This window comes from Exiguobacterium alkaliphilum, assembly GCF_018138125.1.
Taxonomy (GTDB): Bacteria; Bacillota; Bacilli; order Exiguobacteriales; family Exiguobacteriaceae; genus Exiguobacterium; species Exiguobacterium alkaliphilum.
On record NZ_CP073101.1, the window covers coordinates 2152580 to 2168429 of the forward strand.

General features: G+C 56.7%; 13 protein-coding genes. All 13 read right to left on the reverse strand.

The window, feature by feature from the left end; all coding sequences use genetic code 11:
- Positions 1-38 precede the first annotated feature (38 nt).
- Positions 39-665, reverse strand: a complete 627-nt coding sequence (gene pyrE, locus KB235_RS11130) for an orotate phosphoribosyltransferase (RefSeq protein ID WP_211779658.1) — start codon at positions 663-665, stop codon at positions 39-41.
- Complete coding sequence (gene pyrF, locus KB235_RS11135; protein ID WP_211779659.1) at positions 649-1353, reverse strand: orotidine-5'-phosphate decarboxylase; 705 nt, start codon at positions 1351-1353, stop codon at positions 649-651. Before pyrF ends, pyrE begins: the two co-directional genes overlap by 17 nt.
- Positions 1328-2254 carry a dihydroorotate dehydrogenase gene (locus tag KB235_RS11140; protein WP_211779660.1) on the reverse strand — a complete coding sequence of 309 codons (927 nt, stop codon included), beginning with the start codon at positions 2252-2254 and terminating at the stop codon, positions 1328-1330. The genes pyrF and KB235_RS11140 overlap by 26 nt, the downstream gene beginning before the upstream one ends.
- Positions 2251-2970: a dihydroorotate dehydrogenase electron transfer subunit gene (locus KB235_RS11145; protein WP_211779661.1), complete on the reverse strand. Its 720-nt coding sequence runs from the start codon at positions 2968-2970 to the stop codon at positions 2251-2253. The genes KB235_RS11140 and KB235_RS11145 overlap by 4 nt, the downstream gene beginning before the upstream one ends.
- Complete coding sequence (gene carB, locus KB235_RS11150) at positions 2967-6167, reverse strand: carbamoyl-phosphate synthase large subunit (protein ID WP_211779662.1); 3201 nt, start codon at positions 6165-6167, stop codon at positions 2967-2969. Before carB ends, KB235_RS11145 begins: the two co-directional genes overlap by 4 nt.
- Before the next feature lies 1 nt (position 6168).
- Positions 6169-7251 (reverse strand): carbamoyl phosphate synthase small subunit, encoded by a 1083-nt coding sequence (locus tag KB235_RS11155; protein WP_211779663.1) that lies wholly within the window; start codon positions 7249-7251, stop codon positions 6169-6171.
- Positions 7229-8509, reverse strand: a complete 1281-nt coding sequence (locus tag KB235_RS11160; protein WP_211779664.1) for a dihydroorotase — start codon at positions 8507-8509, stop codon at positions 7229-7231. The genes KB235_RS11155 and KB235_RS11160 overlap by 23 nt, the downstream gene beginning before the upstream one ends.
- Positions 8506-9411 carry an aspartate carbamoyltransferase catalytic subunit gene (locus KB235_RS11165; protein ID WP_034806422.1) on the reverse strand — a complete coding sequence of 302 codons (906 nt, stop codon included), beginning with the start codon at positions 9409-9411 and terminating at the stop codon, positions 8506-8508. The genes KB235_RS11160 and KB235_RS11165 overlap by 4 nt, the downstream gene beginning before the upstream one ends.
- Positions 9412-9541: 130 nt before the next feature.
- Entirely contained in the window at positions 9542-10843 is a 1302-nt protein-coding gene (locus tag KB235_RS11170) for a uracil-xanthine permease family protein (protein ID WP_034815044.1), read from the reverse strand.
- A 48-nt stretch (positions 10844-10891) separates the two neighbouring features.
- Positions 10892-11425 carry a bifunctional pyr operon transcriptional regulator/uracil phosphoribosyltransferase PyrR gene (gene pyrR, locus KB235_RS11175; RefSeq protein WP_211779665.1) on the reverse strand — a complete coding sequence of 178 codons (534 nt, stop codon included), beginning with the start codon at positions 11423-11425 and terminating at the stop codon, positions 10892-10894.
- Positions 11426-11617: 192 nt separating this feature from the next.
- Entirely contained in the window at positions 11618-12529 is a 912-nt protein-coding gene (locus tag KB235_RS11180; protein WP_211779666.1) for an RluA family pseudouridine synthase, read from the reverse strand.
- On the reverse strand, positions 12529-13002 hold the full coding sequence (lspA, locus tag KB235_RS11185) for a signal peptidase II (RefSeq protein WP_034815042.1): 474 nt from the start codon (positions 13000-13002) through the stop codon (positions 12529-12531). Before lspA ends, KB235_RS11180 begins: the two co-directional genes overlap by 1 nt.
- A gap of 58 nt (positions 13003-13060) precedes the next feature.
- Positions 13061-15787: an isoleucine--tRNA ligase gene (ileS, locus tag KB235_RS11190; RefSeq protein ID WP_211779667.1), complete on the reverse strand. Its 2727-nt coding sequence runs from the start codon at positions 15785-15787 to the stop codon at positions 13061-13063.
- Positions 15788-15850: the final 63 nt, after the last annotated feature.

The window sequence follows — 15850 nt, forward strand, 5'->3', positions numbered from 1 at the left end:
AAAGAATCCGCCCGGAGGTGGATTCTTAGAAGAATGGATTATGATGTGACGCGTTCACTCCAACTTGTCGGGTCCGTTCGCCAATCATGTAAAGAAGCGGCCTCATCTTCACGGATGAGTTGTTGATCGACGGCGACATCAAGCAAATCTGATAAGGTCGTTAGCGCGAACGCAGTCAACCCCGAGTCCAACAGATTGGTGGTGAGTCGGTTTAAACTGTAGGAGAAGATCGCTTGAATCTTCACGACTTTCCCACCCGCTTTCTCGACCGCTTGAGCGGCCTTGATGCTCGATTCCCCGGTCGACAACAAATCTTCAATCACGACGACACGAGCACCTCGTTCGAACCGACCCTCGATTAAATTCCCTTTGCCATGCCCTTTGGCACTTGAACGGACGTAAACGAGAGGTAACCCGAGACGGTCGGCGACAAGCGTCGCATGCGGAATGCCTGCTGTCGCCGTTCCCGCGATGACATCGACGTCGAGTGGACGAATCGCTTCGACGAGCGCGTCGACAATCAAGTTCCGAACTTCGGGATGGCTAAGCGTCAAGCGGTTGTCACAATAGATCGGACTTTTCAGTCCGCTCGACCATGTGTACGGGTTCTCCGGCGAGAGTGTCACGGCTTCAATCTTTAGCAATGCTTCAGCGATTTGTTTCATACGTTCGACTCCATTCGTTAAGGTAATGTGTGTAAGCGGCGTTCGGGTCAACGGATCGGGTGATCGGTCGGCCGACGACGATGGCGGACACGCCGGCGTCGCGGGCTGCCTGAGGCGTGGCGACGCGTACTTGGTCGTCGGCTGCCTCGTTCAGTCGGATACCCGGCGTCACCGTCAAAAAGGTTGAGCCGAGCGCTCGGTGAATCGCCTCGGCTTCATGGACCGACGCGACGACCCCGTCGAGCCCCGCCCGTTGTGCCATCGACGCCTGCCTGAGGACGGCCTGTTCGAGCCCATCGCGAATGTGTAGCTCATCGGCGAGCATCCGTTCATCGGTCGACGTCAGTTGAGTGACCCCAATCAATCGCGTCGTGTCGGTCACGTCACGCAATCCCTCTAACGCATAGCGCATCATCGTCTCGCCCCCAAGCGTATGGACGTTTGTCAATTCGACGCCGAGGCGACCGATTTGACGGAGCGTCCGCCGTGCCGTCTCTGGGATGTCATGGACTTTGACGTCTAAAAACACCGGGTACCCTTCGCCGACGAGCCGCTCGACGAATCGCCCTCCTTCGCGATAGAACAGCTCCATGCCGACTTTTACGGCCGGTCGTGCCTCGATGCGCCGTAACAAGCGGAACGCATCGTCCGCCGTCTCGACATCAAGCGCGAGATACAGTCTGTTCATACGCTTTCCCCCTCACGTCTAAAATATGATCGATTCCGAGTTCGTCAAGTCTGTGCGGTAACGCTTCGATAATTTCTTGACAGACGTACGGATTCTCAAAGTTTGCCGTCCCGACGGCGACAGCCGATGCGCCCGCATAGATGAACTCGAGCACGTCATCGACCGTCCGCACGCCGCCCATGCCGATAATGGGGATATCGACTGCTTGGGCAACTTCGTATACCATCCGAATCGCGACCGGTTTGATGGCAGGCCCTGATAGACCCCCGATGCGGTTGGCAAGAATCGGTGTCCCCGTCGTGACGTCGATGCGCATGCCGACGAGCGTATTGATCATCGTGATGCCATCGGCTCCGGCCGCCTCAACCGCCTTCGCCATGTTCGTGATGGACGTGACGTTCGGTGACAACTTGACGTATACCGGTTTGGATGATGCCGCTTTGACGAGACGGGTCAGTTCGGCCGCCATGACCGGATCGGTCCCGAACTGCATCCCGCCACACTTCACGTTCGGGCACGAGATGTTCAGTTCGAGCGCTTTCACAGTCGGGTCCGCACTCATCGTCTCGGCGACGTACACGTACTCTTCCGGCGTTGAACCGGCGACGTTCGCGATAATCTCAGTATCGAACGTCGAGAGAAACGGAAGCTTGTCCGAAACAATCGCTTCAGCACCGGGATTTTGAAGCCCGATTGCGTTCAACATTCCTTCCGCCGTCTCAGCGACGCGCGGCGTCGCGTTACCGAACCGTGACTCGCCTGTCGCTGCCTTGATCATAATGCCGCCAAGCATCGATAAATCATATAATTTCGCGAACTCTTCCCCGAAACCGAAACAACCGGATGCCGGCATGATCGGATTCTTTAATTGAAGCCCAGGTAAACTGACATGTAACCTCATAGCGTCACCTCTTCTGCACGGAACACTGGCCCGTCACTACACACTTTGACATAACCGCCAGGCGCCTCGCACACACAAGCGAAACACGCGCCGATGCCGCAGCCCATCCGGTTTTCAATCGAGACGTAGCGCTCTTTGATATGCGACGCCGCAACCGCCTTGAGCATCGGTTCCGGTCCACAGCTGAACAAGACATCGGCCTCGATTCGCGCGAGCGGACCGGTCACAAATCCAGTTTCCCCGTAGGAACCATCGACCGTCGTAATGATTGTCTCTCCGAGCGCACAAAACGCCTCTTCATAAAACACACTTTCTTTTGTATCAAACCCGAGAATCGCAACCGTCTCAATCCCCTGATCGGCAAGCCGCCGTCTCGTATAGTAGAGCGGCGGCACGCCGATGCCACCACCGACGAGGACGACACGCTTACCCGTCTGTTCGAGTGGAAACCCGTTGCCGAGCGGACCGAGGACGTCTAATACGTCACCCGGCCGTCGTGCAGCGAGGTCTTGTGTCCCTTTCCCGATGACTTTGTATAGGAAGGTCACGACGTCCCCCTCGACGTTCGCGACCGACAGCGGGCGCCGGAGTAACTCGGACGTCTTCACATGGAAGAACGTCCCTGGCGCGATCACGCTGTCCTCGACCGACACTTTCATCTCCATCGCCCCTTTTGCGATTGGATGATTCGACAATACGGTTGCGAACTGTCTCATACGGTCACTCCGAACTCGGTGAATGCCGGCAGGCTCGTCGTCTGGAACGAGAGGCTCTCGATGACTTGGAGCAGCGCCTTCACCGTATCGAGCGACGTCAGGCAGAGCACCCCTTGCTCGGCCGCGGCCCGACGGATGATGAACCCGTCTTTCGTCGTGAGGGCGTCGCGTGTCGTCGTGTTCAAGACGATGTCGACACCACGTTCGATGACGCTCAGCATCGTCTCGCCTTCCTCACTGATTTTCCCGACCCGTTTTACTGGAAGTGCCGCTTGCTCGAGAGCGTGTGCCGTACCGCTCGTCGCCATCAATCGGAATCCGAGACGATGGAACCGCCGCGCGATGTCGAGCGCTTCGGCTTTATCTTGATCGGCGATTGTCAACAGGACGTTCCCTTTCAAGGCGATCGTCATGCCGGCGGCGACGAGCCCTTTATACAGCGCCTTCTCGAGCGTCCGGTCGGTCGCCATGACTTCACCGGTCGACTTCATTTCCGGCCCGAGCGTTGGATCGACTTCTTTTAGTTTTGCGAAACTGAATACCGGTACTTTGACCGAGATGGCGTCCGCTTCCGGATGCAAGCCGGTCCCAAGCCCGAGGTCTTTCAAACTCGTCCCGAGAATCGCCTGCGTGGCGATGCGCGCGACCGGGAGGCCTGTCACTTTCGAGATGAACGGGACGGTCCGGCTCGCCCGTGGATTGACCTCGATGACGTATAAGTCGTCGGCATAGACGAACTGGATGTTGAGCAGCCCTTTTATGCGGAACGCCTTGGCAAGTTTAATCGTGTAGTCGACGACTTGTCGTTTCAACTCGTCAGAGAGTCGCTGTGGTGGATAGACGGCGATTGAGTCGCCCGAGTGAACGCCAGCCCGCTCGATATGTTCCATGATGCCCGGGATATAGACGTCCGTCCCGTCACAGATGGCGTCGACTTCAATCTCGATGCCTGTCAAGTAGCGGTCGATGAGTACCGGGCGCTCTTTTGAGGCGACGACGGCATGGCGCATGTAGCGTTCGAGCTCCGACTGCTCATACACGATTTCCATCGCCCGTCCGCCGAGCACGTAGGACGGTCGGACGAGGACCGGATAGCCGAGCATGTCGGCACAGGCGACGGCTTCTTCGACCGTCACCGCTGTCTTCCCTGGTGGCTGGGCGAGTCCTTCTTTTGTCAACGTCGCCTCGAACGCTTTCCGGTCTTCGGCGCGGTCGAGGTCCTCGAGTGACGTCCCTAAAATCTTGACGCCTTCCGCTTCGAGCGAGGCCGCCAAGTTGATGGCCGTCTGACCGCCGAACTGGACGATGACGCCGAGCGGCTGTTCGTTCCGAATGACTTCGAGCACGTCTTCGGTCGTGAGCGGTTCGAAGTAGAGCCGGTCCGAGATGGAGAAGTCGGTGGACACCGTCTCCGGGTTGTTGTTGATGATGATTGCTTCATAGCCCGCGTCACGAATCGTCTGAATCGAGTGGACGGTCGCATAGTCGAACTCGACGCCTTGTCCGATGCGGATCGGACCCGAGCCGAGGACGAGAATCGACGGTTTTTCGGTCTTCACGGCCTCGTTCTCGACTTCGTACGTCCCATAAAAGTACGGCGTCTCCGAGGCGAACTCGGCGGCACACGTATCCACCATCTTATACACTGGCCGGACACCCCAGTCGTTCCGGAGCGATGTGATCGTCTCCACATTCTCGTTCACGATCCGGGCGATCATCTTGTCGCTGAAGCCGAGTCGTTTCGACTCGACGAGGCTGGCTGGTGTGAGCGGTTCACGCCGGAGCGTCGCTTCCTGTTGCCAAATGCGGGCGAGTTTCGACAGGAAGAAGCGGTCGATTTTCGTCAACTCATGTAACTGCTCTGGCGAATACCCGCGACGAAGCGCCTCATACAGCATCCATAACCGCTCGTCGGTCGGCGTCGTCAACTCGCGTTCAAGTTCATGTTGACTCAATTGTGCCAGTCGCGGCACGGCCAGGTCCTCTGTCCCGAGTTCGAGTGAGCGGACGGCCTTGAGGAGCGCCTCTTCGACGTTACGCCCAATCGCCATCACTTCCCCAGTCGCTTTCATTTGCGTGCCGAGACGGCGGTCAGCCGATTCGAACTTGTCGAAGGCGAAGCGCGGAATTTTGGCGACGACGTAGTCGAGCGCCGGTTCGAACGAGGCGTAACTCGTCTCCGTCACCGGGTTCTTCAGCTCCGACAGCTTATAGCCGACGGCGACCTTGGCCGCGAGCTTGGCAATCGGGTAGCCCGTCGCTTTCGAGGCGAGCGCCGAACTGCGCGACACGCGCGGGTTGACTTCGATGACGTAGTACGTGAAGCTGTCCGGGTCGAGGGCGAACTGGATGTTGCATCCCCCTTCGATGCCGAGGGCGCGGATGATGTCGAGCGAGACGCTACGGAGCATCTGATAGTCGCGATCCGACAACGTCTGAGTCGGGGCGAAGACGATCGAGTCGCCCGTATGGACCCCGACCGGATCAAAGTTTTCCATCGCACAGACGATGATCGCCTGGTCGCTCGAGTCGCGCATGACCTCATATTCGACTTCTTTCATCCCGGCGATCGACTTCTCGAGCAACACTTGTGTCACCGGGCTCGCCTTGAGACCCGACTCGACGATTTGCTCGAACGACGCCCGGTCGTGGGCGATCCCGCCACCGGTTCCTCCGAGCGTGTAGGCCGGACGGATGATGATCGGGTACCCGATTTGCTCCGCGAAACCCCAGGCCGCGTCGAGCGACTGGACGATCTCGCTTTCCGGTACCCCGTGGCCGAGCTTGTACATCAAGTCGCGGAACTGTTCCCGGTCCTCCGCTTGTTCGATGGCCGACAGTTTCGTCCCGAGCAATTCGACACCGCAGTCCGCCAAGACACCGCGACGGTCCAGTTCCATCGCCAAGTTGAGTCCGGTCTGGCCGCCGAGTGTGGCGAGAAGCGCGTCGGGACGCTCTTGACGAATGATCCGTTCGACGAACTCCGGTTCGAGCGGTTCGATATAGACACGGTCCGCCGTCGTCGGGTCGGTCATGATCGTAGCGGGGTTCGAGTTGACGAGGATGACTTCGTAGCCTTCTTCTTTCAAGGCAAGACATGCCTGTGTACCAGCATAGTCAAATTCTGCCGCCTGTCCGATGACGATGGGGCCTGATCCGATGACGAGGATTTTCTGAATATCTGGTCGTTTTGGCATGTCACATTCCTACTTTCTGTTTGTTTTCTTGAACGAGTTGCATGAAACGGTCGAATAAATCGTTAGCGTCGTACGGTCCAGGTGCCGCCTCAGGGTGGTATTGGACCGAGAACGTCGGATAGTGGAGATGTTTGACGCCTTCGACGGTCCCGTCGTTGACGGCACGGTGCGTGACGACGAGCCCAGTTGTCGCGAGTGACGACTCATCGACGGCGTAGCCGTGGTTTTGGGACGTGATCGTCACCGCCCCGGTCTCTAGTTCGAGCACGGGATGGTTGGCACCGCGATGGCCGAACGGGAGTTTGAACGTGTCTGCTCCGCCGGCGAGGCTAATCAATTGATGGCCGAGACAGATGCCAAACAGCGGTAACTTCGGCATGAGCGTCTCGATGAGCGGGAGCGCCGTCGGGACGTCTTTCGGGTCCCCCGGTCCGTTCGACAACATGATGCCGTCCGGTTCGTAGCGCAAAACTTCTTCCGCCGTCACGTCGTGCGGCAAGACGACGACTTCACAGTCACGTTTGACGAGTTCGCGCATAATCCCGAGCTTCGCCCCGAAATCGATGAGGGCGATGCGGGGACCGCTGCCGGTCGTCACATAGGCCCGCTTCGTCGAGACGCGTTCGACTTGGTTGGTCGGAAGCAGACCGTCTAAGCGGTCTTTGACGAGGTACCACGTCGATTCTCCGTCGACCATGACGCCGCGCATGACACCGCGAGAACGTAAGTGACGTGTGAGCATCCGTGTGTCGACGCCCGCAAGACCTGGAATGTTGAATCGTTTGAGCGTATCCGATAACGTCGCCGTCGAGCGGAAGTTTGAAGGTGCATCGCACACTTCCTTGACGATGAGACCTTTTGCCATCGGAACGGTCGTCTCGAAATCTTCACGGTTGACGCCATAGTTCCCAATCAACGGATTCGTCAGCACGATGAGTTGATCACAATAGGATGGATCGGACAACATCTCTTGATATCCGGTCATCCCAGTCTGGAAGACGACTTCCCCGGTCGTCTCGATGTCAGCACCAAACGCTGTCCCTACAAATGAAGTCCCGTCTTCAAGCCATAATGTTCGTTTCATCGAATCTCCCCTTATATACGATTTCTCCGGCCACGATCGTCAAGACCGGCCAGCCGACCAAGTGTTTCCCTGCGAACGGTGTGTTCTTTCCTTTCGACTTGAACGTCGTCGGGTCGACGACCCGTTCCGTCTCCGTGTCAACGAGGACGAGGTCCGCCGCTCGTCCGACTTCGATCGCACCGTACGGCAATCCGAATACGTCACTCGGACGTTTCGTCATCCACTCGATGAGCGCGACTTCTTCTAGCTGTTCCGTCTTGACGAACGTCGTGTATAGAAGCGGGAACGCCGTCTCGAATCCGGTGATGCCGAACGGGGCCCGCTCCATTCCTTCTGCTTTCTCTGCTGCCGTATGCGGAGCGTGATCGGTCGCAATCATGTCAATCGTCCCGTCCATCAACCCTTCGATAAGCGCCGCACGGTCGTCCGCACTTCGGAGCGGCGGGTTCATCTTGAAGTTTGGATCAAGACCCGGGATGTCGTCTTCACAGAGGACGAGGTGGTGTGGGGTCACTTCGGCCGTGACGTGGATGCCGGCACGTTTGGCGTCCCGGATGACGCGGACCGATTGCCGTGACGAGACGTGACAGACGTGATAGTGACAGCCCGTCTCTTCGGCGATTAAAACGTCGCGGGCGATATGGATACTCTCGGCGAGGCTCGGAATGCCTTGAATGCCGTGTTCTTCACTGAAGCGACCTTCGTGAACCGAACCGGCCTTCAGCGTATTGTCCTCACAGTGGGCGACGACTGCCTTGCCGAGTCGTTTCGCTTCCCGCATCGCCTGACGCATCATCGCGGCAGACTGTACGCCGACCCCGTCATCGGTGAAGGCGAACGCGTCCTTAAGCGAATCCATGTCGACTTGTTCGGTTCCGAGTTGCCGCTTCGTGATGGCAGCGTACGGAAGGACACGGACGATGGCGTCTTCTTCGATTTTACGAACCAGTCGATCCATCGTCTCGCGGTCGTCTGGGACAGGGCGCGTGTTCGGCATCGCACAGATTGTGGTGAAACCACCAGCTGCCGCGGCTTCGGTCCCGGTCTTAATCGTCTCTTTCTTCTCCCCGCCCGGTTCGCGCAGATGGACGTGGACGTCGACGAGTCCCGGGATGAGGAGCTTTCCGCTCGCGTCGATGACTTCGTGGCCATCGGTCGTGCCGTCATAGTCGACAGCGCGAATCTCGCCGTGTTCGATTAAGATGTTCGTCGTCCGTTTTGTGTTCCCGTCATACCAGGTTGCGTGTTGAAGTATCATGATTGTCCCCCTAATGCTCGATGTAAGATGGCCATCCGGGCGTATACGCCGTTCGTCATCTGTGGAAAGATGCGTGACTTTTCGTGTTCAATCAAACTGCCGGCAATCTCGACGTCCCGGTTGACCGGTGCCGGATGCATGATGATTGCGTCCGGTTTCATCCGTTCGACCCGATCGACCGTCAAGCCGAACTGGGTGTGATAGTCTTCTTTCGAGAAGATGTCGCCCATGATGTGACGCTCGTGTTGGACCCGGAGCAACATGATGACGTCACTCTCGTGTAACACGTCGTCGATGTTTCGCCGCTCGAGTCCCATCGACTCGTCCCACCACGACTCCGGGCTGCAGCCGACGACGTTCGCGCCGAGCCGTCGCAAGACCGAGGCGTTCGATCGGGCGACACGGCTATGGACGAGGTCGCCACAGATGGCGACGTTCAATCCTTGGAACGTCTTGAACTCCTCGTAAATCGTGACGAGGTCGAGGAGCGACTGGGACGGATGTTCCCCGCTCCCGTCCCCGCCGTTTAAGACCGGGATGTTCAATCTCTCGACGAGTTCGTGATAATAGCCCGCTTCCGGATGGCGGATGACGAGCGCATTGATGCCGATCGCCTCGAGCGTCTTGCACGTGTCGTAAAGCGTCTCGCCTTTCGTCACCGACGATGTCGCCACGTCGAACGGGATCTCTTGGATGTTCAAGTGACGCTCGGCCATTTGAAACGAGTTCTTCGTCCGCGTGGAGTTTTCAAAGAACAAGTTCGCGACCGTCTTCCCGTCAAACAGCGGCGGCATGTCGCCTTGCTTATAGCGGAGCGACTCTTCAATCAAGCCCATGATCTCATCGAGTGCGAGCGTGTCGAGACTGACAAAATGTTTCGGTTGTTGTTGAATCAAGTTCATGTTCGTCTCCTCCTTTTGTATAGAAGGCAAAGAGAAAAGGCGCCTCTTCACCTACGTGAAGGGACGCCTTCATTTGGGTGGACACACCCAAATAAACGAGCCTTCACTTTGCCGACCTCACGGGATCGAATTAAAAGTTACTTGCTTGTCGTGTTTCTTCAGTTGTTTCATTCGCTGATTCCGTCGGCTCTTCTTTCGGCAAGAAGGCGTTCAACAAAATGCCGACGATCGTCGCGAGTGCCATCCCTTGGACCGGGAAGCTGCCGAGTTGGACCATCGCCCCACCGAGACCGACGACGAGGATGACCGAGGCGATGATCAAGTTGCGTTTTTCGGCGAGGTCGACTTTGCTTTCGACCATCGTCCGAAGTCCGTTCGAGGCGATGACGCCGAACAAGAGAATCGAGATGCCGCCTTTGACCGGATTTGGAATCGTCGAGATGAACGCTTCGACGTGACCGAGGAAGCCGAAGCTGATGGCCATGAGCGCAGCACCGGCGATCACGTACACACTGTATACTTTCGTGATGGCCATGACACCGTTGTTTTCCCCGTACGTCGTACACGGTGGGCCACCGAGTGCCGAGGCGACCGCTTTCCCGACACCGTCGCCAAGGAGCGTGCGGTGAAGGCCCGGGTCTTTCATCGTCTCACGTCCGATAATCTTTGAGGTGACCATCTGGTCGCCGATATGTTCCGTCATCGTGACGAGGGCGACCGGGACGATGGCGAGGAGTGCCCCGATTTGCCACATCGGCATGTAGTCGACGAACACCATCGTGAAGTCCGGGAGTTGGAACAAGCTCGCTTGTCCGATGGCCGAGTAATCGATGATCCCGAACATGGCTGCGATGGCGTACCCTCCGACAATCCCGAACAAAATCGGCACGGCGCCCCAGACGCCTTTTAGCTTCGTCATCGCGAGCATCGTGATGCCGAGCGTGAGGAGTGCGATTGTGATGAACGTCCCGTTATACGCCCCGTTGTCATTCATCGACATGTCAATGGCGACCGGTGCGAGTGACAAGCCGATGACCATGATGACCGGGCCGACGACGACCGGCGGCAAGAGCCGTAACAGCCAGCGGACGCCCGTCTTATAAATGATGAGCGAGACGACGCCGTATACCGAGCCGGCGATGATGCCGCCGAACAAGGCGGCTTCGACGCCCCACTGTTGACTGACGGCGATAATCGGGGCGATGTAGGCGAAACTCGATCCGAGATACGTTGGGACTTTGAAGCGGGTGATGGCTAAGAATGAGAGCGTGGCCACGCCGGAAGCGACGAGGGCGACCGATGTGTTGAGCCCCGTCAAAATCGGGACTAAAATCGTCGCTCCGAACATGGCGAAGACGTGTTGCAAGCTGAAGAGCAGCCATTGCGGCAAGTGAGCGGGACGCTCGTGGATGTTGAGGATGGGTTGTTTCATGTCGTTCTCCTTCCTGGCCTCTCTGGACCACCTTAAAGGTTTATTGGGTTATTGCTGACTGATGAAGACTTCGTCTGTCGCGTCGACTTCACTGAGTCGAACGACGACTTGTTCCGACTTCGACGTCGGGACGTTTTTTCCGATAAAGTCTGGGCGAATCGGTAACTCGCGGTGTCCGCGGTCAATCAAGACGGCGAGTTGGATGTAATCTGGGCGACCGTGGTCGACAAGGGCGTCCATTGCGGCACGCACCGTCCGACCGGTGTAGAGGACGTCGTCGATGAGGACGACCGTCTTTCCGTTAATGTCATGCGGAAGTTCCGTCGCTTTCACTTCCGGGTCGAGCGACTTTTTCGACAAGTCGTCACGATACATCGTGATGTCTAAATTGCCGAGGGCGATCGGCTTGCCTTCAATCTCTTCAATCCGGCGTGCGAGCCGGTCGGCGAGCGTCTCGCCTCGGGTTTTTATCCCGACGAGCACGACGTTATCCGTCCCTTTGTTGCGTTCGATAATCTCATGGGCGATTCGTGTGAGCGCGCGTCGGATGGCGGCTTCATCTAAAATGGTAGAACGTTTCATGGCGTTCCTCCTTTCTACAAAAAAAGAAGACTTCCTCGTCCGGCTGGAAAAGGAAGTCTTCATATGTGAGGGCAGACGTCTGCCTCAAATAATCGACGTGTCGTGGCCGCGGCCACATTCCTTTCACAGCCTCTCTGGACTGGGTTTAAAGGTGTTATGCTTTCTAGACTATAAATCGGAATGAGCGGAATGTCAACGCGTTTTCTCGATTTTGTCCAATTTGGCAAGTTCTGTCTCGAAGTCGGCCGGGAGCTTCGCCTCGAATTCGAGCCATTCGTTCGTCCGCGGATGGAAGAACCCAAGCGTCGCCGCGTGAAGCGCCTGACCGTTCAATTGAATCGTCCGGCGCGGCCCATATTTCGGGTCTCCGGCGAGCGGGTGACCGATGTAGCGCATGTGGACGCGAATTTGGTGCGTCCGTCCCGTCTCGAGTTTACACTCGACGAGCGTGAAGTCTTTGTAACGCTCAAGCAGACGGAAGTGTGTCACCGCTTCTTTCGCGTTCTTATCCGTCACGGTCATACGCTGGCGGTCGTTCGTGTCGCGTCCGATCGGTGCCTCAATCGTGCCGAGCTCATGGACGAGTTCCCCGTGGACGAGCGCGATGTATTCACGCTTGATTTTACGGTCTTTCAACTGCGTCGCGAGCGACTCGTGAGCCAAGTCGTTTTTGGCGACCATCAAGAGGCCGGTCGTGTCTTTATCGATGCGGTGAACGATGCCGGGACGTTTGACGCCGTTGATGCCTGACAAGTCATCACAATGGTAAAGGAGCGCGTTGACGAGCGTCCCTGACGTGTGACCGGCCGCCGGATGGACGACCATGCCACGTGCCTTGTTGACGACGATGACGTCCTCATCCTCATAGACGATCTCGAGCGGGATGTCTTCCGGTAAGACTTCAAGCTCGACCGCTTCCGGTACGTTGACGATGATCTCGTCGCCGATTTGTAGTTTATAGTTCGGTTTCACGGCTTGACCGTTCACGAGCAGGTCGCCCGCTTTAATCCAATCTTGAATTTGCGAACGGGACCAATCGCTCTGTTCACTCATCCATTTATCGATTCGTGCCTTTTCTTCGGCGACAAATGTGAATGTTTCCATTACGCATGTCCCCTTTCTTTGTTTAGTTTTTCTTCGAACAAGACGCCGATGACCATAAAGATGACACCGAACGTGAGCGCCATATCGGCGACGTTAAAAATCGGGAAGTTGTAGCCGAACGGATACGTATCGACGAAATCGACGACTTCTCCTCGGAACAGTCGGTCGATGAAGTTCCCGATTGCTCCGGCAAGCAGTAACCCGACGCTATAGCCGAGCAAGTTGAATCCGTTCACTTCTTTATGCAGGAAGTAAATCAAGCCGACGACGACAATGGCCGTGACGATAAAGAAGAACGTCATCTGTCCTTCGAGCATGCCCCAAGCCGCTCCTTTATTGCGGTAAGACGTCAAATAGAGCCAGCCTGGAATGAGTTCAATCGACTGTCCAATCGTCATTGTCTGGACGACGATCCACTTCGTCACTTGATCGAGCACGATGAGAAATAGGGCCAATCCGTAATAGCGCTTCATCAAATTCTCCTTTCACGTCATAAGAAACCGGAGTGGACGTTCGCCACTCCGGTCCGGCTTATGCGATGACTTCCGTACAGCGCGGGCAAAGCTCTGGATGCTCGGCATGTTGACCAAGCTCCGTCGAGTACGTCCAACAACGGGCACAGGCGGCACCGTCGGCTTTCGTGACGGTGATTTCTGCCGTCGCATAATCGACATCCGCGTGCGCGACATAGTCGAGTTGCGACACTTGGAGCAGTTGACGAACGTTGTCGATCGTCTCGAGCAACGCTTTCGTCTCACCCTTCGGTGCGACGAGCAACTTCGCCTCGAGCGGTTTCCCAATCAATTTTTCACCGCGGGCGATCTCAATCGCTTTCAACACGTCATTACGGAACGTGAGGAACTTCGACCATTTCGCAAGTAACGCCGTCTCTTCTTCTGAGAGCGCGACGACTTCATCGAGATCCGACAAGAAGACGCTATCGGCTGTCTTCGCCGGAATCTCTTGCCACACTTCGTCCGCCGTGTGCGGAAGGATTGGCGCGATCAACTTCGTGAGCGCGATGACCGTATCGTACATGACCGTTTGAACGGCACGACGGCGTGCGTCATCTTCACGCTCGATGTAGAGGATGTCTTTCGTGAAGTCGAGATAAAACGAAGACAACTCGTTGACACAGAAGTTGTGAATCAAGTGGTAGACGGCCATGAAGTCGAACGTGTCGTATGCTTTGATGACTTTCGCCTGCAACTGCTTGAGTTTCGTCGCCATGAATTGATCGGCTTCTGGCATGTCTTCGAAAGCGACGCGCATCGACGGGTCGAACCCGTTCAAGTTCCCGAGTAAGAAACGGAGCGTGTTGCGGATTTTCCGGTACACTTCCGACACTTGCTTGAAGTTGTCGTGCGAAGCGCGTACGTCAGATTGGTAATCGACCGACGACACCCAAAGACGGACGATTTCGGCACCGTATTGTTTTACGAGATCGTTCGGCGCGATCGTGTTGCCGAGCGATTTCGACATCTTACGTCCGTCGCCGTCAAGCACGAATCCGTGACTGAGAACCGTACGATACGGCGCTTTCCCGGTCGTCGCGACAGCCGTCGAGAGCGATGAGTTGAACCAACCGCGATACTGGTCTGACCCTTCCAAGTAGAGGTCGGCCGGACGGCGAAGGTTGGCGCGTTCTTCGAGCACACCTGCGTGTGACGAGCCCGAGTCGAACCAAACGTCCATAATGTCGAGCTCTTTACGGAACTCCCCGTTCGGGCTGTTCGGATGCGTGAACCCTGCTGGGAGCAAGTCTTTCGCTTCGCGCTCATACCAGACGTTCGAGCCATGCTCGCGGAACAAGTTCGCGACGTGGTCGATCGTCTCGTTCGTGATGATCTCCGTGCCGTCTTCCGCGTAGAAGATCGGGATTGGCACACCCCATGCGCGTTGACGGCTGATGACCCAGTCCCCACGGTCACGGACCATGTTGTAAAGACGCGTCATGCCCCATTCCGGCACCCAGTTCACTTCTTCGATCTCACGAAGCAAGTCACTCCGGAAGTCTTTGATTGACGCGAACCATTGCGGCGTCGCACGGAAGATGACCGGTTTTTTCGTACGCCAGTCGTGCGGGTACGAGTGTTTGATGAACTTCAAGTTGAGGAGATAGCCGTTCTCTTCGAGCTTCATCCCGATTTGTTTGTTGGCATCTTCATAGAAGAGCCCTTCAAATCCTGGAGCCTCGTCCGTCATGTAGCCGCGATCATCGACCGGGCAGAGGACGTCGAGCCCGTACGCTTGTCCGACACGATAGTCGTCTTCCCCGTGTCCTGGTGCCGTATGGACGAGACCTGTCGCGTCAGCCGTGACGTGGTCACCAATCATGACGAGAGACGTCCGGTCGTAGAGCGGATGTTGCGCCGTCATATGTTCGAACGCCTGTCCGTTCCATGAACCGTCGACCGTGAAGTCGGTCCAGCCGAGCGCTGTCGTCACGTCTTCCACGAGGCTTTCTGCGACGATATAGCCTTTGCCGTCATGGTTGATTCGCGTGTACGTCAATTCATTGCTGACGGCGATCCCGAGGTTGGCCGGAATCGTCCACGGCGTCGTCGTCCAGATGACGAAGTGGTCCGTCGTATCGAGGACCCCTTTTCCGTCGACGACTTGGAACGCCACATAGATGGCGGGCGACTTCTTGTCATAGTACTCGATTTCCGCTTCGGCGAGGGCCGACTCCGAAGAAGGTGACCAATAGACCGGTTTCTTCCCTTTATAGATGTAGCCTTTTTCAGCCATCGTCCCGAATAGACGGATCTGGGCCGCCTCATATTCTGGAAGGAGCGTGATGTACGGGTTCTCAAAGTCTGCGAGTAAACCGAGACGTTTGAACTGTTCGCGCTGCGAGTTCACTTGCTCCATCGCATACGCCGCACATTTCTCACGGAACTCGGCGACCGTCATCTCTTTACGATTGACACCAGCTTTTTGGAGCGCGTTCTCGATTGGAAGACCGTGCGTGTCCCAGCCCGGAATCATCGGCGACTGATAGCCGTTGAGTGACTTGAAACGGACGATGATGTCTTTCAACACTTTGTTGAGGGCGTGCCCCATATGGATGTCGCCGTTCGCGTACGGCGGGCCGTCATGCAAGATGTATTGTGGTTTCCCCGCATTCTTTTCGAGCACACGGTTATAAAGGTCCATCTGTTCCCATGCTTCTTGCATTTGTGGTTCACGTTTCGGCAGGTTTCCGCGCATGGCGAAATCTGTTTCGGGCATCAATAGGGTGTCTTTATAGTTCATTGAAACTCCTCCTTATTTTTTGACAACAAAAAAACCCGTCCCTAAATAGGGACGAGTTGGTCG